This is a genomic window from Pseudoalteromonas sp. NCIMB 1079 (assembly GCF_040567695.1).
GTDB lineage: Bacteria > Pseudomonadota > Gammaproteobacteria > Enterobacterales > Alteromonadaceae > Pseudoalteromonas > Pseudoalteromonas distincta.
Window position 1 is genome coordinate 2,897,428 of sequence record NZ_JBEWZA010000001.1, and the last position, 23,636, is coordinate 2,921,063.

The 23,636-nt window shown below is 40.1% G+C and carries 26 protein-coding genes; 1 reads left to right on the forward strand and 25 read right to left on the reverse strand.

What is annotated here, in order from left to right; translation table 11 throughout:
- Position 1: 1 nt before the first annotated feature.
- A complete protein-coding gene (locus ABX891_RS13400) occupies positions 2 to 310 on the forward strand; it encodes an EscU/YscU/HrcU family type III secretion system export apparatus switch protein (protein WP_024606201.1) in 309 nt (102 codons plus the stop codon).
- A gap of 29 nt (positions 311 to 339) precedes the next feature.
- On the opposite strand, the gene ABX891_RS13405 is transcribed toward ABX891_RS13400, so the two are convergent.
- The 25 genes from ABX891_RS13405 to fliI all read right to left on the reverse strand — a co-directional run bounded on the left by ABX891_RS13405 (position 340) and on the right by fliI (position 23,630).
- The gene (locus ABX891_RS13405) at positions 340 to 741 is read right to left on the reverse strand and encodes a DUF2802 domain-containing protein (RefSeq protein WP_024595394.1); all 402 of its coding nucleotides are present in this window, start codon (positions 739 to 741) and stop codon (positions 340 to 342) included.
- Positions 742 to 758: 17 nt separating this feature from the next.
- Positions 759 to 1,256: a chemotaxis protein CheW gene (locus tag ABX891_RS13410; RefSeq protein WP_002959294.1), complete on the reverse strand. Its 498-nt coding sequence runs from the start codon at positions 1,254 to 1,256 to the stop codon at positions 759 to 761.
- A 24-nt stretch (positions 1,257 to 1,280) separates the two neighbouring features.
- Positions 1,281 to 2,072, reverse strand: coding sequence for a chemotaxis protein CheW (locus ABX891_RS13415; protein WP_024595393.1), 792 nt, complete (start codon positions 2,070 to 2,072; stop codon positions 1,281 to 1,283).
- A 3-nt stretch (positions 2,073 to 2,075) separates the two neighbouring features.
- On the reverse strand, positions 2,076 to 2,846 hold the full coding sequence (locus ABX891_RS13420) for a ParA family protein (RefSeq protein ID WP_002959298.1): 771 nt from the start codon (positions 2,844 to 2,846) through the stop codon (positions 2,076 to 2,078).
- Positions 2,847 to 2,858: 12 nt separating this feature from the next.
- Positions 2,859 to 3,818, reverse strand: coding sequence for a flagellar motor protein MotB (locus ABX891_RS13425; protein WP_354629718.1), 960 nt, complete (start codon positions 3,816 to 3,818; stop codon positions 2,859 to 2,861).
- A 1-nt stretch (position 3,819) separates the two neighbouring features.
- Positions 3,820 to 4,584, reverse strand: a complete 765-nt coding sequence (locus ABX891_RS13430; RefSeq protein ID WP_024606204.1) for a flagellar motor protein — start codon at positions 4,582 to 4,584, stop codon at positions 3,820 to 3,822.
- The gene (locus tag ABX891_RS13435; protein WP_290173834.1) at positions 4,577 to 5,740 is read right to left on the reverse strand and encodes a protein-glutamate methylesterase/protein-glutamine glutaminase; all 1,164 of its coding nucleotides are present in this window, start codon (positions 5,738 to 5,740) and stop codon (positions 4,577 to 4,579) included. Before ABX891_RS13435 ends, ABX891_RS13430 begins: the two co-directional genes overlap by 8 nt.
- Before the next feature lie 58 nt (positions 5,741 to 5,798).
- On the reverse strand, positions 5,799 to 8,018 hold the full coding sequence (locus ABX891_RS13440) for a chemotaxis protein CheW (protein WP_354629719.1): 2,220 nt from the start codon (positions 8,016 to 8,018) through the stop codon (positions 5,799 to 5,801).
- Positions 8,019 to 8,033: 15 nt separating this feature from the next.
- Positions 8,034 to 8,807 carry a protein phosphatase CheZ gene (locus tag ABX891_RS13445; RefSeq protein WP_149602298.1) on the reverse strand — a complete coding sequence of 258 codons (774 nt, stop codon included), beginning with the start codon at positions 8,805 to 8,807 and terminating at the stop codon, positions 8,034 to 8,036.
- Between the two features lie 17 nt (positions 8,808 to 8,824).
- Positions 8,825 to 9,208 carry a chemotaxis response regulator CheY gene (cheY, locus tag ABX891_RS13450; RefSeq protein WP_354629720.1) on the reverse strand — a complete coding sequence of 128 codons (384 nt, stop codon included), beginning with the start codon at positions 9,206 to 9,208 and terminating at the stop codon, positions 8,825 to 8,827.
- A 40-nt stretch (positions 9,209 to 9,248) separates the two neighbouring features.
- Entirely contained in the window at positions 9,249 to 9,959 is a 711-nt protein-coding gene (locus ABX891_RS13455) for an RNA polymerase sigma factor FliA (protein WP_002959310.1), read from the reverse strand.
- A 26-nt stretch (positions 9,960 to 9,985) separates the two neighbouring features.
- The gene (locus tag ABX891_RS13460; protein WP_002959312.1) at positions 9,986 to 10,846 is read right to left on the reverse strand and encodes a MinD/ParA family ATP-binding protein; all 861 of its coding nucleotides are present in this window, start codon (positions 10,844 to 10,846) and stop codon (positions 9,986 to 9,988) included.
- Positions 10,839 to 12,320: a flagellar biosynthesis GTPase FlhF gene (gene flhF / locus ABX891_RS13465; RefSeq protein ID WP_354629721.1), complete on the reverse strand. Its 1,482-nt coding sequence runs from the start codon at positions 12,318 to 12,320 to the stop codon at positions 10,839 to 10,841. Before flhF ends, ABX891_RS13460 begins: the two co-directional genes overlap by 8 nt.
- Before the next feature lie 21 nt (positions 12,321 to 12,341).
- Positions 12,342 to 14,453 (reverse strand): flagellar biosynthesis protein FlhA, encoded by a 2,112-nt coding sequence (gene flhA / locus ABX891_RS13470; protein ID WP_354629722.1) that lies wholly within the window; start codon positions 14,451 to 14,453, stop codon positions 12,342 to 12,344.
- Between the two features lie 72 nt (positions 14,454 to 14,525).
- Complete coding sequence (gene flhB, locus ABX891_RS13475) at positions 14,526 to 15,656, reverse strand: flagellar biosynthesis protein FlhB (protein ID WP_182737879.1); 1,131 nt, start codon at positions 15,654 to 15,656, stop codon at positions 14,526 to 14,528.
- A 9-nt stretch (positions 15,657 to 15,665) separates the two neighbouring features.
- Entirely contained in the window at positions 15,666 to 16,445 is a 780-nt protein-coding gene (gene fliR / locus ABX891_RS13480; protein ID WP_002959323.1) for a flagellar biosynthetic protein FliR, read from the reverse strand.
- Positions 16,446 to 16,447: 2 nt separating this feature from the next.
- Complete coding sequence (gene fliQ, locus ABX891_RS13485) at positions 16,448 to 16,717, reverse strand: flagellar biosynthesis protein FliQ (protein WP_002959325.1); 270 nt, start codon at positions 16,715 to 16,717, stop codon at positions 16,448 to 16,450.
- Positions 16,718 to 16,757: 40 nt separating this feature from the next.
- Positions 16,758 to 17,498, reverse strand: coding sequence for a flagellar type III secretion system pore protein FliP (gene fliP, locus ABX891_RS13490; RefSeq protein WP_002959327.1), 741 nt, complete (start codon positions 17,496 to 17,498; stop codon positions 16,758 to 16,760).
- A 4-nt stretch (positions 17,499 to 17,502) separates the two neighbouring features.
- Complete coding sequence (gene fliO / locus ABX891_RS13495; RefSeq protein ID WP_002959331.1) at positions 17,503 to 17,886, reverse strand: flagellar biosynthetic protein FliO; 384 nt, start codon at positions 17,884 to 17,886, stop codon at positions 17,503 to 17,505.
- Positions 17,883 to 18,281, reverse strand: coding sequence for a flagellar motor switch protein FliN (gene fliN, locus ABX891_RS13500; protein ID WP_007585803.1), 399 nt, complete (start codon positions 18,279 to 18,281; stop codon positions 17,883 to 17,885). The genes fliO and fliN overlap by 4 nt, the downstream gene beginning before the upstream one ends.
- A gap of 20 nt (positions 18,282 to 18,301) precedes the next feature.
- The gene (gene fliM, locus ABX891_RS13505) at positions 18,302 to 19,393 is read right to left on the reverse strand and encodes a flagellar motor switch protein FliM (RefSeq protein WP_007585802.1); all 1,092 of its coding nucleotides are present in this window, start codon (positions 19,391 to 19,393) and stop codon (positions 18,302 to 18,304) included.
- Between the two features lie 9 nt (positions 19,394 to 19,402).
- Positions 19,403 to 19,933, reverse strand: a complete 531-nt coding sequence (fliL, locus tag ABX891_RS13510; RefSeq protein ID WP_002959335.1) for a flagellar basal body-associated protein FliL — start codon at positions 19,931 to 19,933, stop codon at positions 19,403 to 19,405.
- A gap of 57 nt (positions 19,934 to 19,990) precedes the next feature.
- Positions 19,991 to 21,760, reverse strand: coding sequence for a flagellar hook-length control protein FliK (locus ABX891_RS13515; RefSeq protein WP_354629723.1), 1,770 nt, complete (start codon positions 21,758 to 21,760; stop codon positions 19,991 to 19,993).
- Positions 21,761 to 21,849: 89 nt separating this feature from the next.
- Complete coding sequence (fliJ, locus tag ABX891_RS13520; RefSeq protein WP_024589948.1) at positions 21,850 to 22,296, reverse strand: flagellar export protein FliJ; 447 nt, start codon at positions 22,294 to 22,296, stop codon at positions 21,850 to 21,852.
- A complete protein-coding gene (fliI, locus tag ABX891_RS13525) occupies positions 22,296 to 23,630 on the reverse strand; it encodes a flagellar protein export ATPase FliI (protein WP_002959338.1) in 1,335 nt (444 codons plus the stop codon). Before fliI ends, fliJ begins: the two co-directional genes overlap by 1 nt.
- Positions 23,631 to 23,636 lie beyond the last annotated feature (6 nt).

The window sequence follows — 23,636 nt, forward strand, 5'->3', positions numbered from 1 at the left end:
TATGAGTGAAACACCGATTAATAAATCGGCCATTGGGCTTTTGTACGAAGCTGGTAACACACCCACTGTAAGTGTTAAGGGGTTTGGTGAATTAGCTGATGAAATAATTGCAGCGGCTAAACTAAAAGGAATTATGATCCACGAAGATGCAGCACTTGCTAAAACGTTGTCGCATTTAGAGTTAGGAGAAGAAATTCCTAAAGAGCTTTATTATGTTATTGCAGAGCTTATTGCGTTTTCGTATGTATTAAGAGGTCAATTTCCGCCAGGTTGGCAGAATTTTCAAGGTAAGTTAAATATTAAGGCTTGAGCCAATTTATCCGCACATAAAAAAAGGCGCTAAGCACCTTTTTGTTTATGTAATGAAAATAGTAATTCGGCTTCTGCTCGTGGTAGTTCGCACTCGCGTATTACTTCATCAAGGTCTGCACCTAACTCAACCATTTTTACAGCACGAGAGTAAATTTTAGCATCAGGGTCATCGTATTTTTGCGCCGCTTGCTGTTGCATTAAATCTTGGTTTTGTTGTTCAACTTCAAGCACTCGCTTACCAATACTTAAGAGCCCGGTTCTAATCTCCGAAATTTCACTGCGCAAAATATGAGTCTGCTCAGAGCTATCTTTAAGCTGCTGCGATACAGCATTAATTTCATTCGCGTGTTTATTTTTTAATGCAATAATTAACGCCAGCGATATAAGTCCTACCGCTAACGCTGATATAGCTATACTAAGTAACACCATAATTTATTTGGTAAAGCTTATATATCGCTTAACTCATCCCATTCGTCATCACTGAGTAACTTATTTAAATCAACCAAAATCAGTAATTCATTATCGCGATTACAAACACCTTGAATAAACTTAGCGCTTTCTTCAGTACCAACATTTGGCGCACTGTCGATTTCAGAGCTGCGCAAGTAAACTACTTCCGATACGCTGTCGGCTAAAATACCAATAACTTGCTCTTCTGCTTCAATAATTAAGATGCGAGAGTTGTCAGTTGCATCAGCAGCTAGCAAACCAAAACGTGCGCGAGTATCAATAACGGTAACAACGTTGCCGCGTAAGTTAATAATACCAATCACATATGAAGGCGCACCTGGTACAGGAGCTATCTCTGTATAACGAAGTATTTCTTGTACTTGCATTACATTTACGCCGTAGGTTTCTTCCTCTAGCTTAAACGTAACCCACTGTAAAATTTCATCGTTATTATCTGCGTTTTTATTTGCTGACAGTAATTTATCTTGATTCATGCTATTACCCCGTAATGGTCATTACTACTGACGGCTATCTAAGCCTTTCTCTAATAATATATTTAAATTATCTACGTCTATCAAAGCACACATTTTTTCTTTTATAACGCCAGCAAGCCATGGGCGCTTGCTTTTATTTGTACGCCATTTTACATCTTCTTTACTCAATGTAATGTTATTTATCAACTTCTCAGCTAATAAACCCCACTGGCTATCACCTAATGTAATCAGATATTGATAATCTAAAGATGCCTCTAATTTATCATCATATTTTTCTGGCATAACCCAACGCGCAGTATCAACAACATTAAGCTTTTCTTCTCTGTTGAGCATCACGCCTTTAAACCATTTCGGCTTACCAAACAAATGATTTACTTCACCTAATTGATGTATTCCACCAAGTGCTTTTAATGGCACAGCCAAGGTCAAGCCAGCAACTTCAAAAAACAATGCCTGAAATTCACCATCAAAATAGTCTGATTGGCTAGTAGTTACAATCTCCAGCTCTGGCTTTTCTATAGTAGTAATTGCAGGTGCTATTACTTCCTCGTCAACCACTTCATTAACTTTTTCAGTTTCAAACGCTGGCTCAGCTATTGGCTCAATTTCAACATTGAGCAAGTCATTATCAAATGTACTCTCTGCTGCTTTTAATTGTTCTTTAGGTTTTGAATGAATATGCTGTTGTGAATCATCTGGGATTTGCTCAAGTAATTTTGCAACTGGCTCAAGGTTATCTACAGGTTCATCTTCACATAACAAAGCCCCGAGGTATTGTTTCATTACTTTTTCATTAGCAAACAATTGCTTACTCATTCATTAACCTTGTTCAATTAAATATTCTAGCAGTGCTTTATATGCGTATACACCGCGCGAGCGAGGACAATACTCTACAGGTACTTTTTGTGCAAAGCTTGCATCTCTAAATTTGGTATCCACCGGTATCACACCTGGCCAAACTTTATCACCATATGTACTTTGCAATGTTTTGTATGCTTCTAACGATGCTTTGGTACGTTTGTCGTACATGGTAGGAATTATAGTATATTGATAATCTTTTGCTTGAGAGGATTGCATCAAATCCATAGTACGCATCATTCTATCAAGCCCTTTGAGTGCTAAAAACTCCGTTTGCACTGGCACTAAAATTCGCTCACTTGCTGCAAGCGCATTGACCATTAACACCCCTAAAACTGGAGGGCAATCTAAAATGGCATAATCGTAATGTTCGCTAATTTTTGCAAGCGCTTTTTTTAGTATTAACCCCATCCCTGTTTTATTACCCATACTTCGATCAAGTGTAGCTATTGCCATAGTCGCAGGTAAAATATCCAGGTTTTGAAGTGTTGATGGACACAAAGCTTGGAGTATCTCTTCACTTTGCATACTTGTACCACGGGCAAAAATATCGTACACACTGACTTCTAAATCCTCTGAGTCAATGCCAAAGTAATAAGTGAGTGACGCATGAGGGTCTGTATCTATAAGCAATACACGTTTACCTTGTAATGCCAAAATACCGGCAAGGCTCACTGCGGTTGTTGTTTTACCAACCCCTCCTTTTTGATTAGCGACAGTCCAAATCTTCACATTACATCCTAATTACTGTTCATTGCGCGTTGTTATGCGAATACCGCCATGAGGCAAACGAATTATTTTTATTGTATCGTCATCTGAAGGAAGTTCAATTTCAGGTTCAATCACTGCAGGCTCATCAGCTCGCCCGTCACTTTTAACCTCTTGTTTTGGTGGTAATCCATACTTAGAAAGTGCGATAACAACTTTACGATTTTCTGCGCGCCCTTGTTCTGTATCGTTACTTGCAAAAGGTGAATATTGGCCATAACCTTCTATCGCCATTCTAGCTGAATTAATGCCTAATGCTTCCAGCTCTACTAAAATTGACGTGGCTCTAGCTACCGACAGTTCCCAATTTGAGCGAAATATTTCATTGCGAATACTTTCATCATCAGTATAACCTCGTACTCTTACATAGTTATCTACTGGTGCAATAATATCTTTAACAATCTTGACGACCTGTTTTGCTCGAGAGTGTGCAACTGAACTACCACTTGAAAATAACATACCTGAGCTTAGCTCTATAATCAGCCAATCTTGGTTAAGCTCTAAACTGGCTTCTCCATCACGGATTTCATCAATAAGCGCTGACTGTAATTTAATTAATAAACTATCAAGAGGTTTGCCTAAATACTTTTGCTGGATGTTGCTTGTATCACTTTGGCCGTCGAGTAGCTCAGGACCTTGCTCTTCTTTTAATATACTTTCGCCATAAAGAACTTCTTGTTCAGGTGTCACTCTATCTGTCAATATTCCATTACCGTTGACACCTTCACCTTGCTGGGAGTGTTGGCGAGCTGACTTATCAAAAACCTGTTCAAGGGAATCTGACAATATTTGGAATTGTTCTTCTTTATTAATCGCTATCGCATACAGAACCACAAAAAAAGCAAACATAATAGTCATGTAATCGGCATACGATACAAGCCAACGTTCGGTATGTTGACTTTTAGCAGCAGAGTGACGAAGTCGTCGGCGTAACATGTTATTCGTCCACTAAATTAGGTCGCTCTACACGATAGGCTTCAAGCTTTAATTCTATATTTACTGGGCTTTCACCTATGCTTATTGCAATAACGCCTTCAGCAAGCATTTCATGGTAAAGCATTTTTTGCTCTACACGCTGTTTTAACTTATTTGCCATAGGTAAAAACAATAAATTAGCTAAACCAACACCATAAATGGTCGCAATAAATGCCGTTGCAACGCCGGCGCCAAGCATTTGTGGATCGGTAATAAACGACATTGCCTGTATTAAGCCAAGCACCGCACCTAAAATACCAATGGTAGGGCTGTAACCCCCCATTGCTTCATAAACACGCGCGGCTTCAAGCAAACGATCACGCTCTAGCAGTAAATCAATTTCAAGCGTGTCACGTAGTTTTTGCTCTGAGCAGCCATCGACAAGTAAGCTTAAACCTTTTGCTGCATACGCATCTGGGTGAGCTAAGGCTTCATTCTCAAGCGCTAAGTAACCTTCTTGACGTGCTTTATGAGACCATCGTTTAACTTGCTCTATTGCGTCTTCAATATCGTATTGTGGTGCAACAAAAACCCACGAGCTCATATTTAGCATCTTTTTGAATGTGCTAGCAGAGGTTTGCAACATAACAGCGCCAAGCGTGCCACCTAGTACAATAATAAGCGCAGGGCCATTAAATAAAGCTGAAACAACACCGCCTTCTAAAGAATAACCTAGACCTATTGCACTAAGTGCTACCAATAGTCCAAATATTGAGAGTTTATCCACAACCTACCTCTCTCATTATACGCGCTGCAACATCGCTCAATGCTAAGCTTTCACTTGAAAGCCCCGCATTAGCAATTGCTTGGGGCATTCCATAAACGACACAGCTTTTCTCATCCTGTGCCCAAATAGTTGCCCCCGTTTGTTTTAACATTCTTGCACCATCACGACCATCAGCGCCCATACCTGTTAAAACAATAGCAAGTACATCGCCTTGATACGTTTTAGCTGCACTAGCAAACGTTACATCTACGCTTGGTTTATAACTTATTCTCTCGCTATGATCTTCAAATACGCGCAGCGTTCTATTTGCTCCACGCCCCTCTACCATCATCTGCTGTCCGCCAGGCGCTAAATAAGCAGTTCCTGGTTGTAAACGATCGCCTTGTTGTGCTTCTTTCACTTTTATTTGGCACAAACCGTTTAAGCGCGCTGCAAACGCGGGTGTAAATGCAGCGGGCATGTGCTGAATAAGTAAAATAGGGTGAGGAAAATTAGCAGGCAATTGAGTCAATATAGTTTGCAGAGCAACAGGACCACCTGTAGAAGTACCAATAGCTAAAAGTTGATATTGTTTTCCACTTGCTCGCATTGAGGCAACATTTGAACTTGTCGATGCAACAGGCGCAGCTCTTTGAAAGCTTCTATCAGGCTGCTTGATTTGAGTTGTTGATGTGCTTGTTCTTTGCGAAAGTGAACTTGTTGGTTTCGTTGAAATGACTGGTTTAGCTGGTGTTGCCGCTCTAAATGTTCGCGGTAAACGTCTTCGCCCTATATCTTTTACTTTACTTTGCAAAAGCTTAATTGCATCTTCATTATTGCGCGCAATATCTTCAAATTTTTTCGGTAAAAAATCCATTGCGCCAGCATCTAACGCATCAAACGTTGCTGTTGCACCATCACGTGTAAGTGATGAAAACATTAAGATAGGAGTTGGGTTACTCGCCATTATCTCTTTAACTGCGCTAATACCATCAAGCACAGGCATTTCGACATCCATGGTGATCATGTCAGGACGCAATTGAGCAGCTTTCTCAACAGCCTCTCTGCCATTAACAGCAAAGCCTATAACTTGTATATCGCTATCTTGCTCAAGGATTTCGCTTACTCTACGGCGAAAAAAGCTTGAATCATCAACAACTAAAACTTTAACGGCCATTTAGCTCTCTTATTAAATTTATGCGTAGGTATATATTAAATATATACCTACTTTATTATTAGCCTGCGTAATGTTTTAACATGTTTGGAACGTCTAAAATCAGTGCAATGCCACCATCCGAAGTTATTGTAGCCCCTGCCATACCTGGCGTTCCTTGAAGTAACGCATCAAGCGGCTTAATCACTACTTCTTCTTGGCCAATTAATGAATCAACAACAAAACCAATTTGTTGCGTACCAATTTGTACAATAACGACGTGACCTTTAGATTTTCGCTGAGAACGATCTGAGCCTTTTACTAACCAATGCTCAAGGTAAAATAACGGTATCGCCTTTTTACGCACAATAATTGTTAATTGCCCATCAACTACATTCGTCTTCGTTAAATCTAAATTGAATATCTCACTAACACCAGCCAGTGGTAACGCAAATGTTTGTGCGCCAACAACGACCATTAATGTCGGTAATATAGCCAAGGTAAGTGGTACTTTTATTTCTAAAATAGTACCGACACCAAGTTCAGACTGAATGCTTACTGAGCCATTAAGTTGCGTGATCTTAGTTTTAACTACGTCCATCCCTACACCACGGCCTGAAATATCAGATATTTCTTCTTTTGTAGAAAAGCCAGGTGCAAAAATCAGGTTATATGCTTCGGTGTCAGAAAGTCGACTCGCCTGGTCATGATCGAGTACGCCTTTACTAATTGCAATTTTTTTCAGTTTTTCAGCATCCATACCTGCACCATCATCTTTGATGGTTAGCAAAATATGGTCGCCCTCTTGAGACGCTGATAAAGTAACATTACCTGTTCTAGACTTACCTGCAGCTTCACGGACAGCGGGCATTTCAATACCATGGTCAACTGAGTTTCTAACTAAATGCACAAGCGGATCGGCAAGTGCTTCAACTAAGTTTTTATCTAGATCGGTTTCTTCACCAATAAGCTTTAAATCAATATCTTTATTTAAGCTACGTGCTAAGTCGCGTACAACGCGAGGGAAGCGACCAAATACTTTCTTAATTGGTTGCATTCGCGTTTGCATAACCGCACCTTGAATATCCGCAGTCACTACATCTAAGTTAGAGATTGCTTTACCCATCGCTTCACTGTCTGAGTTAGTCGCTAAACTAACCAAACGATTTCGTACAAGAACTAACTCACCAACCATATTCATAATTTGATCGAGTCGTTTTGTATCTACGCGAACGGTGGTTTCTGCTGCTGGTGGCGCTGATTTTTTTGGAGCTGCTGCTGGTGGTACTTTAGCTACTGGCTTCTCTGGCGCTTTTTCAACTGGTTTTGGAGTAGGAGCTTTAGCTGGCTCAGCTTTTTTTACTGGTTCACTCATTTGTTTAGCTGGCGGTGAAACAGGTTCAGGTTGTTTTGCAGCTGGCGCACTTTCTATCGATTTAGGAGCAGTGCCTTTACCATGAAGTTCATCAAGAAGCGCTTCAAATTCGTCATCACTAATTTCATCATCTGATGAATTAACTGTATTTGCCGCTGGTGTAGCTGGTTCTACAGGTGTTTTATTGGCATCATTTTGTTCAGGTTTGATCGTAACTTCACCAAAACTGCCAACACCATGTAACTCGTCTAATAAGCTGTCAAATTCATCATCAGTAATATCACCACTAAAATCACTACTACTTGCTACTGGTTTTTCAACTGCAGGACCTTGTCCTTTACCGTGTAGCTCATCAAGTAAGCTTTCAAATTCGTCTTCAGTGATTTCATCTATTTCAGCATCGCTAACCGAAGGCGCTCCGCTAAATAGTTCATCAAATGCAAACGGATCTTCATCATCAGCTACCGGTGTATCCACCACTTCATTATGAGGTTGTTCAACCTCTGTTTGTGAAGAGGCTTCAGTGGCTTCGGCTTCTGTTGGAGGTAGACCTAAGATATGAAGAGTATGAAGTAATTCAGGATCTGCAGGTTCAGGCTTGTCTCTGTTTTGGATAGTCGCAAACATCTCATTAATGGTGTCTAGTGCTTGTAAAATAACATCCATTAACTCTGAGTTGACTGTTCGCACGCCTTGACGTAGTAAATCAAATACGTTTTCAGCACCGTGACAAGCATCAACAAGTTCTGTCATAGCTAAAAAGCCTGCACCACCTTTTACAGTGTGAAAACCTCTAAATATAGCGTTTAGTAACTCGGTATCTTCTGGATTATTTTCCAGCTCAACTAACTGTTCAGATAAAAGCTCTAGGATTTCTCCAGCCTCTACAAGAAAGTCTTGTAAAATATCTTCATCGACTTCAAACATGCAGTTACTCTCCTCTTAGAAGCCCAAACTTGATAAAAGATCATCAACTTCATCTTGATCAGATACAACATCATTACGCGATTCTTTATCAATAATAGGGCCTTCAGGACCTGCTAAAGTTTGTGTGGCAACTGGTTCTTTTATTTTTTGTTGTTCTACTTTATTCGCGGTGCTGTTAGTGTCGTCTTGTTCAGCAAACGCAGTTAAAAGATGCAGTAAACTTTCTTCTACTTCCCTAACAAGTTCAATAACACGGCGAATAACTTGACCTGTTAAGTCTTGATAGTCTTGAGCCATTAGTACATTTGTCATTAAGCTTTGAAGCTCATCAGTCTTATGATGAGAGTTGTTCATAAACTTATCGATGCTATGGCAAAGTTGCTTAAACTCACCAAGCTCAATCTCGCGGCTCATTAAACGATCCCATGTCGGTTTGATATGAGATATTTCGTCCGCTAACTGTTGGGCTATAGGAAGACTCGCTTCCACTGCATCCATTGTTTTATTAGCCGCATTTTCTGTCATTTCTATAACATAATTAAGCCGCTTTTTAGCATCTGGAATCGCATCTGTCGTTATATCAGTTAAGCGAGTATCAAGCTCAAAACTTTTAAGGGCTTCGTGCAGTTGACGAGTCAACTTTCCAACTTCAGCAAATAATTCAGATTGCTCTTTAGAAGCAGCCTCTAAAATCAACTGATTTGCTTTATCTTGCTCATCATTTTCTAAAAAAACAACGAGCTGACGAGCTTGTTCTAACGTTATTTGAGGCGCAGCTGGTGCTGGCATAAGCCTCTCCCCCATCATTAGCCTAAGCGTTCAAATACTTTTTCTAATTTAGTTTTTAATGTTCCAGCCGTAAATGGCTTAACAATATAACCATTCACGCCAGCTTGCGCCGCAGCTATTATTTGTTCTTTTTTAGCTTCTCCCGTTACCATTAATACAGGGATATGTTTTAACTTCTCGTCTGCACGTATTGCTCTTAAAAGATCAATACCCTGCATTCCAGGCATATTCCAATCCGTAACTACAAAATCAAACACTTGATTTTGCAACATAGGCAAAGCTGTAGACCCATCATCAGCTTCTTGAACGTTAGTGAAACCTAAGTCACGTAACAGGTTTTTTATAATGCGTCTCATCGTTGAAAAATCATCAACTACAAGAATTTTCATGTTTTTATCCAAAACATCCCCCAGTGAGGTATTAACCTTTGTTTACTTACTACTAATTTATCCAGTCATTGATTTTAGCTTTAAGCTTAATCATCGCCTGACCATGTATCTGACTTACACGCGATTCACTTACATCGAGTATATGTCCTATTTCTTTTAAATTCATTTCATCGTTGTAGTACAAAGAAAGCACCATTGCATCACGCTCTGGTAATGACTTAATTGCACTTAGCAAAGACTCATTAAACCTATCATTTTTAACATTATTAAAAGGTTTATCTTGTGCTAAATCTTGGCCTACAGGAGTAATAACATCCTCATCTACACCAAGGTCTTCAATACCTAATATTTTACTCGTATTCGCATCATTTAAAATATGATGGTACTCATTGAGCGAAATTTCAAGTTTTTCAGCAACTTCTATGTCCGTTGGTTCGCGGTTCAGACTACTTTCGAGCTCAGTAATTGCTTCTGCAACTTGCCTGTTTTTACGGTGAACTGAACGAGGAGCCCAATCACCACGGCGCATTTCATCAAGCATAGCACCGCGAATACGAATACCTGCAAAAGTTTCAAAGCTTGCGCCTTTTGTTGCATCAAAGTTTTTCGAAGCTTCTATTAAGCCTATCATTCCTGATTGAATTAAATCATCAAGTTGAACGCTAGGTGGTAATCGAGCAATTAGATGACATGCCACTTTTTTAACAAGTGATGCATGCTTCTCAACAATCACATTTAAATTTTGTGTTGATTGATATCCCATAGCTCTATTCACCAGTGTTGTCATAATTAACCGTTTACTAGTTTCTCAATGAAAAACTCTAAATGCCCAGATGGTTGGTTGGGTATTGGCCATTTAACTGCTTTTGTTGCCAGCGTTTTAAACGCAAGAGCGGCTGGCGAATTTGGAAAGAGCTCTACTATTACTTTTTGACGACGTGTTGCTTTGCGCATATTTTCATCATAAGGAACCGTTGCTACTAGCTCCATTGATACATCTAAAAAGCGGTCGGTAACTTTAGATAGCTTTGCAAACAATTCAGTGCCTTCACGCATACTGCGCACCATATTGGCAACAATTTTAAATTTATAAACGCCGTGCTCACGACTTAATACTTTAATAAGTGCGTAAGCGTCGGTGATTGATGTCGGCTCATCGCATACAACAACCATTACATCTTGCGCTGCACGCGAGAAGCTCAGTACCATGTCTGAAATACCAGCGGCCGTATCTACAATTAAAATATCAAATTCGGTATTCAATTCGCTAAACGCACGAATTAGCCCAGCATGCTCAGATGGTGATAATTCAACCATACTTTGCGAACCCGATGTAGCGGGTACAATTTTAATTCCTGCAGGGCCTTCAACTAAAATTTCATCAAGCTCACATTCACCAGACAAGACATGTGACAAGTTACGCTCTACACGTAAACCAAGCATCACATCACAATTTGCTAAACCTAAGTCAGCATCCAGTACTAGTACTCTATTACCTTGCTGCCCTAGTGCAATAGCGGTATTTAGAGAAACGTTTGTTTTCCCCACCCCACCTTTACCACCGGTTACAGCGATAACTTTAACGCCGTTGTTATTGTTTTGACTCATTTTGCGCAGGCCGCTTGCTTGATCTAATACTGTGTTAATCATACATCCCTACTGTACTTGACGCCACTGCTTGATGCCTTGAATGTTGTGCTTTTGTTCTTTTTAAATATAATTGCTCAGCCTTTTTTACTAGTTTTTCAGCATTTGCAACACGAATATCCTCTGGTACTCGTTGTCCGTTAGTAAGATACCCTATTGGAAGGCGATTTTGAATGGCAATACTAATAATCTCACCCAAACTTAATGATTCATCTAACTTGGTGAAAATACAACCACTTAAATGTACTTTTTTAAAGTGCCGTACAGTTTCTTGCAATACATTAATCTGTGCTGTCGCGCTGAGTACTAAGTAGCTGCGAATATCTACACGTTGGTTACGCATTAATGTGTTTAATTGCTCAGTTAAACGTAAATCTCGCTGGCTCATACCAGCTGTGTCAATTAATACAAGACGTTTATTTCGTAAATGATATAAAACTTCAGCTAATTCATTAGCATCTTTAACTTGCTTAACACCACAACCAATAATACGACCATACGTTGCAAGTTGTTCATAAGCACCAATTCTGTATGTATCAGTGGTTATTAACGCCACTTTATCGGCACCATATTTTTGTGCGCCTAGAGCTGCAAGCTTAGCAACTGTTGTGGTTTTGCCCACACCTGTTGGACCCACTAACGCATATACACCACCTTGGCGAAGTATTTCGTTATTGGTTGTTTGCATTTGATCCTCAACCATTGTTAGCAATGCTTTCCAACCTTGTTGACGAGATACATCGTCAGGTACAAAACATGCCATTTGCTGCGCGACTTCTTTATCAATACCCATGCCAACCAAACGGTCAACCATACAAGCACGAGTTGGGTCGCGACGTGCCATGTCTTGCTGCATTAAACCCGATACTTGATGTTCTAATAATTGACGAATTGCGTTCATTTCTTCACGCATTGTTGTCATTTCTTCGCTTTCATTATTTTTATTTTGTGGGCGAGTAGTTACCGGGCTATCTAAATCATCAAAGTCACGGTCTAAATCATCAAAACCTAAGCTATCCGCTTGAGTTTGTGGACGAACTGGCGCAGCAGCTTCAGGAGCAAACATATTTTTAGTACGCTGCCCCATATCAGGTTCTTGATAGTTATCAGTAGTATCAATACCCGATTGTGAAAACATTGATGCAAGCTCAGGAGAACGAGGACGCGGTGATTGACGCTCTAATAATGCTTGTAGGCTGTCAGCAACTTTTGCTTGAGGCTCAGGCTTGGCACGCTGTGGCTCTGGTTTTACAAAATTATGCATGCTTTGTTGTGGCGCCTGAGTACGCGGCTCTGCAGGGCGTTGCGGTTGCGCTGCTACTTTAGGGGCTGCTTTGTCATAATCAACTGCCGCTACAATTTCTACACCGTTAGCCAGTTTTTTATTTGACATAATAACCGCATCAACACCTAACTCATCTTTAACTTCTTTAAGTGCTGTGCGCATATCTTTAGCAAAAAAACGTTTAATTTTCATGATTCAACCCCTGTTAAAATCTTATTGTTGGCCTACCGAGCTTACAATTTTGATCTGTCTTTCGTCTGGTACCTCTTGATAAGACATCACTCTCAATCCTGGAATGGTGTACTTAACAAAACGAGATAACACAGTGCGTAACATTCCTGACGTTAGCAATATAGAAGGTTCGCCGGCCATTTCTTGATTTTGATGCGCTTGTGTCAATGACACTTGAAGTCGCTCTGCAAGTCCTGGCTCAATACCGGCACCTTCATCGCCTGCATTTTGTAATGACTGATGCAACATCTGTTCCAACTCAGGCGCCAAGGTTATGACAGGGATTTCTGATGACATTCCCACCGCATCTTGAACAATTAATCTACGCAGTGAAATACGCACTGCAGCCGTTAATACATCAGGGTCTTGACTACGTGGGCCATACTCAACAAGGGTTTGAACAATTGAGCGCATATCGCGAATAGCCACGCCTTCATTTAATAAATTTTGTAGTACTTTTACAATAACAGTTAATGGCAATACATCAGGTACTAGTCCTTCCACTAAGCGAGGATGGCTTTTAGCAAGCATATCAAGTAGGTTTTGAACTTCTTCATGCCCTAGTAATAACGCTGCACTGTTAGTTAATAACTGGCTAATATGAGTGGCAACTACCGTGGCTGAATCTACAACGGTATAACCTAGTGATTGTGCTTCATCTTTTTGATCTGGCTTGATCCATACTGCATCAAGGCCAAACGCAGGATCTTTTGTTTCAACCCCTTTAATTGGACCAAATACTTGTCCTGGGTTAATTGCTAGCTCGTCGCCATGCTTAAGCTCGCTTTCACCGGTTGAAACCCCCATTAGTGTTATTCTGTAAGCGTTAGGGTCAAGCTCTAAGTTGTCGCGAATATGCACTGGCGGTACTAAAAAACCAAGCTCTTGAGAAAGCTTTTTACGTACACCCTTAATACGATTAAGTAGCTCACCACCTTGAGATTGATCTACCAATGGAATTAATCTATAACCGACTTCTAAGCCAATTACATCAACTTGTTGAACGTCATCCCAGCCAAGTTCTTTTTGCTCTTGTTTATTAGCAACACCCGTAGCTGCACTTCCACCATTAGCGGCCTCTTCAGCCTCTGCGGCAGCAGCTTTTAATTTACTTTGCTGTGTGTAGTAAGCTAAGTAGCCCAGTAACGCACCTAAACTTAAAAAAGCAATATACGGCATACCAGGCACTAAGCCCATGATGATCAAAATACCTGAAGCAATAAATAATGACTTTTCGTTGCCAAGTTGTTTCTTAAATTGGTCCCCCATATTGAGCGACTCATTTTGACGTGTTACAACAATCGCGGTACCAATTGAAAGCAGTAAAGAAGGAAGCTGAGCAACTAGGCCATCGCCAATGGTAAGTAATGTGTATACTTCCATGGCATCGCCAAAGCCCATATTGTGCTGAATCATACCGACAAATAAACCACCAACTATATTGATGATTAATATAACAATACCTGCAATAGCATCGCCTTTAACAAATTTACTCGCACCATCCATTGAGCCGTAAAAATCAGCTTCGCGAGTTACTTCCTCACGGCGGTCACGCGCTTGCTCTGCACTTATAAAACCAGCGTTTAAATCGGCGTCAATGGCCATTTGTTTACCCGGCATTGCATCAAGGGTGAAACGCGCAGATACCTCAGAAATACGACCAGCACCTTTAGTAATTACTACAAAGTTAATAATGATCAGGATTAAAAACACAACCAAACCAACAGCGTAGTTACCACCAATAACCACGGAGCCAAACGCTTCAATTACCTTACCAGCAGCATCACCACCATTATGGCCTTCAAGTAATACAACACGAGTACTGGCCACGTTAAGCGCTAAGCGCATAATGGTAGCGATTAATATTACAGAGGGGAATATACCAAACTCAACCGGCTTCATCGTGTAAACAGTTACAAGTAAAACCACTAATGCGAGAGCAATATTAAACGAGAAAAGGATATCGAGTAAAAATGGCGGTAGTGGTAAAATCACCATCCCCAAGGCAGCAAGCACAAGCAAAGGTGTACCTACCCCTTTGCCATATTCTTTTTTTTCTCTGTTAAGTTTTTGTAATACTGCTTTAAAATTCATAATTCTACAATTTCAAAAAATTGACACTACATAGAATTAGCAATAACTATTCCAAGTTACTCAGTTAACGGTTTAATACTTGTAGGCATCGGGGATTGGCAGCTTTTTATTGAGCTTAGTTGGACGTTTTCCGCGCCCTTTATTAAAGCGCTTAAGCTGAAATACATACGCTAAAACTTGCGCCACAGCGGTAAATAACTGATCCGGTATTTGCTCTCCTACTTCAGCCGTATGATAAAGCGCTCGGGTCAACATGGGAGATTCTAATATAGGTACTTCATTCCCTATTGCTACTTTACGAATTTGCATCGCCATTTCATCAATACCTTTAGCAAGCACTATAGGCGCACCTGCGCGCTCTGTATCGTATTTTAATGCTACGGAGTAATGAGTTGGGTTGGTAACAATAACATCAGCGTCAGGAACATCTTGCATCATGCGTCTTTGTGACATTTGCCTTTGTGTTTGTCTAATACGCGCTTTTATTTGTGGATCACCTTCAGAGTTTTTATACTCATCTTTAACCTCTTGCATTGTCATTTTAAGTTGCTTATGGTGAGTATAACTTTGATAAGGCGCATCTATTGCAGCAATAATAACCAACGTACAAGAGAGAGCTAGAAACATCCATGCTAATATTTCTAACGCATGAATAATGTTATTTGGTGCAGGCTCTATACTTAAATGTAAAATCTCATCAAAGAAAGTGTTAATTAGAAATACAGCAAAGCCAGCAACTACAGAAAATTTTAAAATGGCTTTGGTTAACTCTACCGCTGCTTGGGGGCCAAACATACGCTTAAAGCCTTTAAACGGTGACATTTTACTTGCTTTGGGTGCTGCTGCTTGCCAACTAAAATTAAATCCCCCCAATAGCGTATTTCCTATAATACCTGCAAATAAAATAATAAATACAAACATTGCCATAGGAAAAATAAGCACATCAGACACACTAGCCCAAACAGCAAACATTTTAGTGGTATCGTAGGCTTCATTTCGGTTAAGACTCAGCATTCGCCCCATAATGTTATATAGGCCTTTACCAATCTCAGGACCATATAAGAGCAAAGATATAGCGGAAAAAATAAGTACAAACATGGTGCCAAGCTCTTTAGAACGCGCTACCTGCCCTTTCTTTTTCGATTCGTCTACTTTTTTCCCCGTGGGTTCTTCTGTTTTTTCTTGTCCTGAATCTTCAGCCATTAGCCTCTCCTACGGTGAACAACCAACTAAAGTGCACATTAGCTCAACCATTTTTAACCACTGAAACTCAAATTGAAGAGTAAAGTTACCTAACGTTGCCCAAATAATCGTAAGCCCTGCAACAAGTGTGAACGGAAAGCCAATTGCAAAGATATTTAATTGCGGTGCCGCACGCGTCATAATACCAAAAGAAATATTAATAACGAGCATTGCGGTAAGCGGTGCAAGTGAGAGTACCAGTGCTGTAGTAAACATCCAGCCGCCCCAAGTCACTATGTCCCAGTAATGATCTACAGACCACCATGTGCCATCAATGGGTAGCACTTGAAAGCTATGCACCACCATTTGAATCATCATTAAATGACCGTTAAAAGCAAAAAATAACAAGGTGGCCAAAATAAGGAAAAACTGGCCAACCGCTGGCACGCTTGCGCCATTAGAGGGGTCAATAACCGAAGCAAAACCTAAACCGGTTTGCATCGCAAGTATTTGCCCTGCTAAAACAAAGGTATTTAATAAAAGTATAGATGCAAAACCAATAGCAACACCAATCAGCATTTGTTGAATAACGACTAAAATCATCTCAAACGAAAATAAATTAGTGAATGTAGCTGGCGGCAGAACAGGAACGACAAGAAAAGTTACAACAACTGATAACCCCATTTTTATACGCGTAGGGACATTTTTAGCACCTAAACCAGCCATAATCATAATCATTGAGCTAATGCGTACCAGCGGCAGCAAAAAATCGCTCAACCATTGAATAACGACAGCAAAGGGGTATTCCACGTTTAACCTGCAATTTCAGGAATAAGTAATACTAGGCGAGTAAAAAAATCCATTAGTTCTTGAGTAAGCCAGTGCCCACCTACAATAAGCGCACTAATGGTAATTAATAAACGAGGTAAAAAGCTCAACGTTTGTTCATTGATTGATGTTGCCGCCTGAAATACAGCAACCACTAAACCAATAATTAGGCCTGGGACTACAATTGCAGACACCAGCTTAATAACTAAAAAAAGAGCGTCACTTAGGATATCAACAAAAATTTCCGGTTCCATGTTGTACTCCTATTGTTGGGTCATGTTAATGCTTTGCATACTAAGTCCCTAAACCAAAGCTTTTGGCTAAGGTACCCATCACTAAGCTCCAACCATCAACAAGTACAAACAGCATAATTTTAAACGGTAAGGACACTATCATGGGGGAAAGCATCATCATACCCATCGCCATTAATACCGAAGCGACCACTAAATCAACAATTAAAAATGGGATAAAAAACATAAACCCAATTATAAATGCCGTTTGCAGTTCGCTGGTTACAAAGGCCGGTATTAACACTATTAATGGCGTATCTTGTGGCGAATTTAGCTGATCGTAACCAGCAATTTTAGCGAACGTTTCTAAATCTTTTAAACGCACCTGTGAAAGCATAAATGCTTTCATTGGCTCTTTAGCAAGCTCTAAAGCCTCTACTGATGTAACCTGCTCATTTAAGTAAGGCTCTATAGCTCGCTCGTTTACCTGCTGATAAATAGGCGCCATTATAAAAATACTTAAAAAAAGTGACATGCCTAATAACACTTGGTTTGACGGTGTTTGCTGTAAGCCAATTGCTTGGCGCAAAATGGCGAGTACAACAATAATTCGTGTAAAAGAGGTCATCATAATTATGGCGGCCGGTATAAAACTCAGCGCCGTCATAATTGCTAAAACTTGTAACGTTACTGAGTAATCTTGTGTGCCATCAGCGTTTGTTGTAATAGTAAGGGCATCAATTCCTTCTGCACTTACATTTGGTACAAACACCATGGCAAAAATAATAAGCAGCCACTTTGTCATAGGTTTAATTCTTTTTATTTTGGTTTGATTGCGGGTTTAAAAGTTTACCAAATCGTTTAGCGAGTTCAGGCAGTTCTTTTTCACTTAATGGGGTTTCTAACTTGTGTAAATAATTAATACTGTGGGGAGTTACACCAAGTAAATGCTGAGCATTATCTATCTCAACAACCATTAAACGCTCGCGAGAACCTAAAGGTAGACTTCTAACTACTTTAAACTCATCACTATTTGCTAAATTAGGGTTAAGCTTTTTAACAAAAAATGCCAGTACAATAATCAGTACTAGCACCATTACAAGCGACAGCACCATAGAGAGTATATCCCCAGTGGGTGTTGCCACATCTGCTTTTGAAAAAACGGTAGTCGTTAAAGCAACTAATAAGCTCATCGTAATTTTTTGATCCGCTCTACTTGGCTTATCACGTCAGTTAAGCGAATACCAAATTTGTCGTTTACTACAACTACTTCACCATGAGCGATTAAAGTACCATTAACTAGTACGTCTAGCGGCTCACCCGCAACACGGTCAAGCTCAACAACAGAGCCTTGATTAAGTTGCAGTAGGTTACGAATATTGATTTTAGAGCGTCCTACTTCCATTGAAATAGTAACGGGGATATCTAAAATAGTGTCGAGTTTTCGTTTTTCATCGCCACTCATTTCGTGTTTTGAATCACTTAACTCATCAAGCTCTGCAACATGTGCTTCGCTACTATCATCTGGAGCTTCGGCTTCTGCTAATGCTGCTGCCCATTCATCCATTGTGTCTTGATCATCGCTCATACTTTTAACCTTTTAATCAATTACCAGTCTAAGTCTACACCGTCAGAGAGGTGTAAATCATCTTCTAGTTCTGCTAATTCTGCATCTGAGTCAATTTTCTTGCCGCCTTTGGTAAATACATGCAGCTCAGATTTAACTGAATCAGGTCGTTTAATTTTTTCACTAATTTGAAGCGCAACATTATCGCGAGAGCGACCCATTTTGGCTCTAAATGTAGGTAGTTCTTCAACAAACACGGTTATATGCTCAGGCATTTCAACCGGAATAATATCACCGGCTTTGAGTTCCATAATTTGTTTTAAGGTTAAATCAACTTCAAGTAACTGAGTTGATATTTCAACCTCTACATCCATTATTTCGTCGCGAAGCGCTTTGCTCCAACGCAAATCAGTATCCTCAGTATCAGACTGAACCCCCGCATCTAACAGCTCTCGAATTGGCTCAAGCATTGAGTAAGGTAAAGCGATATGAAAATCCCCACCGCCACCATCAAGCTCAATATGAAAAGAGCTAATAACCACAACCTCGGTTGGGCTTACAATGTTTGCCATTGCTGGGTTTACTTCAGAATCGAGATATTCAAATGATACATCCATAACCGGTGCCCATGCTTCTTTGTAATCTTCAAAGATTATTTTAAGGAGCATTTGTACAATTCGACGTTCTGTAGGAGTAAATTCTCGGCCTTCTATTTTTGCATGGTAACGCCCGTCACCACCAAAAAAGTTATCTACCAAAATAAACACAAGTCGTGCTTCCATGGTAATCAGGCCAGTGCCTTTTAAAGGTCTAAAACGGACCATATTTAAGCTGGTTGGAACAAATAGAGTATGAATATACTCGCCAAACTTAATCATTTGCACGCCGTTAATAGACACCTCTGCGGTGCGACGCATCATGTTAAATAGGCTAATTCGCATATGGCGAGCAAAGCGTTCGTTAACAATTTCCAGCGTCGGCATACGACCACGCACGATCCGATCTTGCGAAGAAAAATCGTACTGAAGCGTACTTCCTCCGCCATCTTCTCCTTCGTGTATATCTTCCTCTTCAACGTCATCAACGCCATGTAATAGCGCATCAATTTCGTCTTGGGATAATAAATCGCTCACGCTAACCCCTTATTGCATTACAAAGCCGGTAAACAATACCCGCTCAATTACTTTGCTGCCTTCAACATCCATTAAGGCTTTTTGTACCTTTTCAAGTGCAGAAAAACGAAGTGTTTCTTTACCAGAGCTCGTACTTAATTCGTCAGCTGTTGTAGTAGAAAACACGCTTAATAGCGTCCCTTCTATTAGTGGAATATGTTTTTTGGCTGTTTCTTCATTTACTTCGCCACGTACTAATAATTGTACTTTAATTTGTACAATTCTATCGCGACTTGAGCCAGGCACGTTAAATACAAATGGGCGTGGCATAGCAACATATAAAGCACTGCCAACTTCTGCTGATGAACCAGAAGCTGCAGGAGCAGCATCAGTCGACATCGCAGTCTCTTCATCTAAGGTTTCAACTGGCGCATCCGAACCTGACATAAAAAAGTAACCCGCAGCACCACCTGCAATAAGTAGTACAGCTACTATGATTATTATTAGTTTCTTTTTACTTTTACCGGTTTCTTCGATTTCTAAACTTGCTTCTTCAGCCATCATGATTCCTTTAATCGCAAAGGTACTTGCTTGTTTTAACTATTATAATAGCAGTACTTAGGCATAGTAATCTATTGATGATGAAGTTTGTTGTCGAGAACTTTGTGCAGGGTTATTTGCTTGCTCGTCGTTTTCATCATTAACTGACTTATTATTAGCCAAATTACCTTGGGCTCCACTCTCACTTTGCTCAGCGGTTTCACTACCTGATTGCCCATAAGAAATAGTGCTTTCACCAAGCTCTAGCCCTTGTTGCGCTAACATTTCACGTAAGCGAGGCATTGATTGCTCAAGCGCTTCTTTGGCTTGCTGGTTTTGTACAACAAAGTTTATATGTGCTTGTTCTGCATCGCTACGAATACGTATTTGCATGCTGCCCATTTCTGGAGGATCGAGGCGAATTTCTGCTTCTTTATTATTAATGTTCAGCATTGAGCTAACTCGCTCTTGCAGTAATTTAGCTGCATCACTTTTAACAATATTAATTGCCTGCATTAAACCAGGATCAACGCTTACTTGCTTAACTTGTGATGTACTTTGTAATTGTTGAGTTTGTATTATTTGGGTATCAAGTAAGCTCTGCTCGTAACTTAATGAGTCGTATTGGCTTAATGTGCTCGTTTGCTGAGTATTTAAAGCGGCTGTAATTTGCGTAAATACTTGTGCTACGCGTGGAGGAGTTTGTTCTGCGCTTATATTTTTCAATCCATCTTTTTGCATTTGCTCAGATAACTTTATTGCGCTTTCATCTTTCAATGAAGTTGTAGCCACTTTATTTAGTTCAGTATTTTCACTTGTAGAAAATTTTGAGCCTACCTTTTGGGAGTTATTTACAGTACTTTGAGTGCTTGGCGTTAAAAGCGTTTTTGATTCTGATTTAGCGGTATCGGTATCAGCAAGTCCTATTTCAATTGAAGCTTTCAACTCTGTAACTGTTTGCTTGAGTGCTTCCAACCTCTCGCCCTTAGGCTGCTCAGCTTTAATATAATCATTTAATTGCGTTAATAAGCTTTGTTTTTCAGTTGTATTAAGCGTATCAATTTCAGAACTGAAAGACTGCTTAGTTACGCTACTCTGCGCTTTTTCATTATCAGTAATAAACTGTGCAAGCAGCTGCTTTAAAGCTGCTACGTTATTAACGTTACTAGGCTTATCTAATGCTTGAGTTTGCACACTTAGCTGTAACCTTTGCTCTGGCGTTAAACTGGCAAGTATTTTATCTGCTTTAATTAAATCAGTATCTTTAGTCATTAGTGTATCTACAGCAGTACTTTTATCTCTTTCGGTTATTTGTGTAATTGCTGTTGTAGATGCAGCAACTGATGAATCAATATTGGGAATATTTTTGCTCTCAGAAACAACTTTACTTATGGACTTCTCAATAGCAATATCAGCTTTAGAACTATCTGTAGTTGATGCCTTCTTAGAATCAACCTCGTCAGTTACTCCATTAGCCTCGCCATCTGGTCCGCCAACCTTTTCTGTTGGTTTTGAAACAGAGGTATTAATGGCCTGTGCCGAACTTATTTGAGCCAGCATACTATCACTAGAGACGGCTATGACTTCACCTATTGGGTTTCCATCCAAGGTTTTAGGTATCTCTGTATTCTCACTAGACTCACCATTATTGAGACTAGCAATCGAATTTTCGGCATCGGGATTTTTATTGCCCTTAATCAAAGGCCCCATAGAGTTATGCGCTTCGTTTAGCTGGCTTAAAAATTCTTCGCCTAAATTTTCTTCGCCATTAGCGAAGCTATTGTCTTTAAAAGCTAACAGTGAATCTTTTTCAGAAGAAACTAAAAACGAAATGTTATTCATCGCCATAAATCACCTAATACCATTACGGCAATATGCCACCGCATACCGCCAAAAGTTAAATACCACTAAGTAATAAAGCAATTAACGTGCCTGAATTACAAAGCTTTCCGACGTTGAAAAAACTGATTAGCTGAGAATTCATCTAACATTTTTTGCTCGTTTTTAGCCATTAACGCATTTGCTTTAAGTTTTTGATTTTCGATTAGTTTGGCAACTGCTTTAGCTTTAATTTGCTGCTTAAGCCATAGCGTTTTACGTTGAGTAACAACTTGCTTAGCGGTATTTACGGTACTTGCTTGTTGGCGAATTGCCTCTTCAATTTTAGCTATAAAAGCATGGTACTGACCAAATCCTGCACTAGATAAACCCGACTTACCTTTTAGGTGTAACTGTTGAGAATATTCAAGTCTAAAGTTATTTAAACCTTGTAGCTTTTGTTGATTCGATTGCAAGTTTTGATTAGCTTGTAAGTAACTCATGCGCAAATTTTCTTCTTTATCATTTTCAATTTTGAGCAATAAATCGAGTTTGTTTTTAGCCATTATGCTTGTCCTAGTAACTGAGCAAGACCTTGCAGACCATCATCGTAACTAATGACATCTCGCATACCTTGTTGTAAAAATGCATTTACTCTTGGCATCATGTTTATAGCTTGGTCGAGCATTTGATCGGTCCCTTTTTGATAGGCACCTAAAGTAATCATATCTTTGTTTTGTTGATACATTGAATAAACTTGCTTAAGCACTCGGGCTTGTTGCATATGTGGCTCAGAAACGACTTGAGGCATAACACGCGAAATCGATTTTTCTATATCTATAGCGGGATAGTGCCCACTGTCGGCTAAATCACGCGATAATACAATGTGGCCATCTAAAATAGCTCGCGCTGCATCAGCAATAGGGTCTTGCATATCATCGCCTTCACTCAACACCGTAAAAAAGGCGGTAATTGAACCCTGCCCTTCACCGCCATTACCAGCACGTTCCACCAGCGCAGGTAATTTAGCAAACACCGAAGGCGGATAACCCTTTGTCGCAGGCGGCTCGCCTACAGCAAGTGCAATTTCACGTTGTGCCATTGCATAACGCGTTACCGAATCGAGTAACAATAATACATTTAAACCCTGATCTCTAAAATACTCTGCAATAGTTACAGCGCTCTCACAGCCTTTTAAACGCATAAGCGGTGATGAATCAGCGGGCGCTGCGACAACAACTGAACGTTTGCGCCCCTCTACACCGAGTATCTCTTCAATAAATTCTTTTACTTCGCGACCACGCTCCCCCACTAAGCCAACAACAATGACATCGGCTTCGCTACCTCGGGTCATCATACCGAGAAGTACTGATTTACCCACACCAGAGCCTGCAAACAAGCCCATGCGCTGGCCTTGCCCTACTGTAATAACCGAGTTAATAGCACGCACACCTACATCCATAGGCTTAGTAATTGGTCTTCTTGAAAGCGGGTTTATAGTATTTTGTGCAAATTTTAAATGATGCTCAGCATTAATTTTACCAAGGCCATCTAGCGGTCGCCCTAAGCCATCAACCACGCGCCCTAGTAAACTCATCCCTACAGGTAAACCTAAGTTATTAACTTGAGGAATTACACGCGCACCAGGAAGTACACCAGAGATATGATCATTAGGCATTAAGTACAAAGTTTGATCGTTAAAACCGACTATTTCGGCGTCTACAAAGCCGTTCATAGTTTCTATTTTACATTGGCTACCAACGGGAGCACGTAAACCTCTAGCCTCAAGGGTAAGGCCAACAACACGCGTTAAAATACCTGCCACAGCAGGCGCTGGGGTTTTAATATGTTGTTGATATTGAGATAAGCGTTCGCTTAAAGGTGCACGTTGAGTTGACATAACACG

Excerpts from the sequence above, each read along its gene's own strand:
- ABX891_RS13435 (WP_290173834.1), bottom strand. The coding sequence starts at position 5,740 with ATGGCCGTTAAAGTTTTAGTTGTTGATGATTCAAGCTTTTTTCGCCGT.
- fliQ (WP_002959325.1), bottom strand. The coding sequence starts at position 16,717 with ATGGAACCGGAAATTTTTGTTGATATCCTAAGTGACGCTCTTTTTTTA.
- ABX891_RS13440 (WP_354629719.1), bottom strand. The coding sequence starts at position 8,018 with ATGTTTGAAGTCGATGAAGATATTTTACAAGACTTTCTTGTAGAGGCT.
- ABX891_RS13425 (WP_354629718.1), bottom strand. The coding sequence starts at position 3,818 with ATGTTACGCCGACGACTTCGTCACTCTGCTGCTAAAAGTCAACATACC.
- flhF (WP_354629721.1), bottom strand. The coding sequence starts at position 12,320 with ATGAAAATTAAACGTTTTTTTGCTAAAGATATGCGCACAGCACTTAAA.
- fliL (WP_002959335.1), bottom strand. The coding sequence starts at position 19,933 with ATGGCTGAAGAAGCAAGTTTAGAAATCGAAGAAACCGGTAAAAGTAAA.
- ABX891_RS13455 (WP_002959310.1), bottom strand. The coding sequence starts at position 9,959 with ATGGGATATCAATCAACACAAAATTTAAATGTGATTGTTGAGAAGCAT.
- flhB (WP_182737879.1), bottom strand. The coding sequence starts at position 15,656 with ATGGCTGAAGATTCAGGACAAGAAAAAACAGAAGAACCCACGGGGAAA.
- ABX891_RS13410 (WP_002959294.1), bottom strand. The coding sequence starts at position 1,256 with ATGAATCAAGATAAATTACTGTCAGCAAATAAAAACGCAGATAATAAC.
- fliN (WP_007585803.1), bottom strand. The coding sequence starts at position 18,281 with ATGAGCGATGATCAAGACACAATGGATGAATGGGCAGCAGCATTAGCA.
- ABX891_RS13445 (WP_149602298.1), bottom strand. The coding sequence starts at position 8,807 with ATGCCAGCACCAGCTGCGCCTCAAATAACGTTAGAACAAGCTCGTCAG.
- fliI (WP_002959338.1), bottom strand. The coding sequence starts at position 23,630 with ATGTCAACTCAACGTGCACCTTTAAGCGAACGCTTATCTCAATATCAA.
- ABX891_RS13400 (WP_024606201.1), top strand. The coding sequence starts at position 2 with ATGAGTGAAACACCGATTAATAAATCGGCCATTGGGCTTTTGTACGAA.
- fliP (WP_002959327.1), bottom strand. The coding sequence starts at position 17,498 with ATGACAAAGTGGCTGCTTATTATTTTTGCCATGGTGTTTGTACCAAAT.
- ABX891_RS13515 (WP_354629723.1), bottom strand. The coding sequence starts at position 21,760 with ATGGCGATGAATAACATTTCGTTTTTAGTTTCTTCTGAAAAAGATTCA.
- ABX891_RS13415 (WP_024595393.1), bottom strand. The coding sequence starts at position 2,072 with ATGAGTAAGCAATTGTTTGCTAATGAAAAAGTAATGAAACAATACCTC.
- fliO (WP_002959331.1), bottom strand. The coding sequence starts at position 17,886 with ATGAGCTTATTAGTTGCTTTAACGACTACCGTTTTTTCAAAAGCAGAT.
- flhA (WP_354629722.1), bottom strand. The coding sequence starts at position 14,453 with ATGAATTTTAAAGCAGTATTACAAAAACTTAACAGAGAAAAAAAAGAA.
- fliJ (WP_024589948.1), bottom strand. The coding sequence starts at position 22,296 with ATGGCTAAAAACAAACTCGATTTATTGCTCAAAATTGAAAATGATAAA.
- ABX891_RS13460 (WP_002959312.1), bottom strand. The coding sequence starts at position 10,846 with ATGATTAACACAGTATTAGATCAAGCAAGCGGCCTGCGCAAAATGAGT.
- ABX891_RS13405 (WP_024595394.1), bottom strand. The coding sequence starts at position 741 with ATGGTGTTACTTAGTATAGCTATATCAGCGTTAGCGGTAGGACTTATA.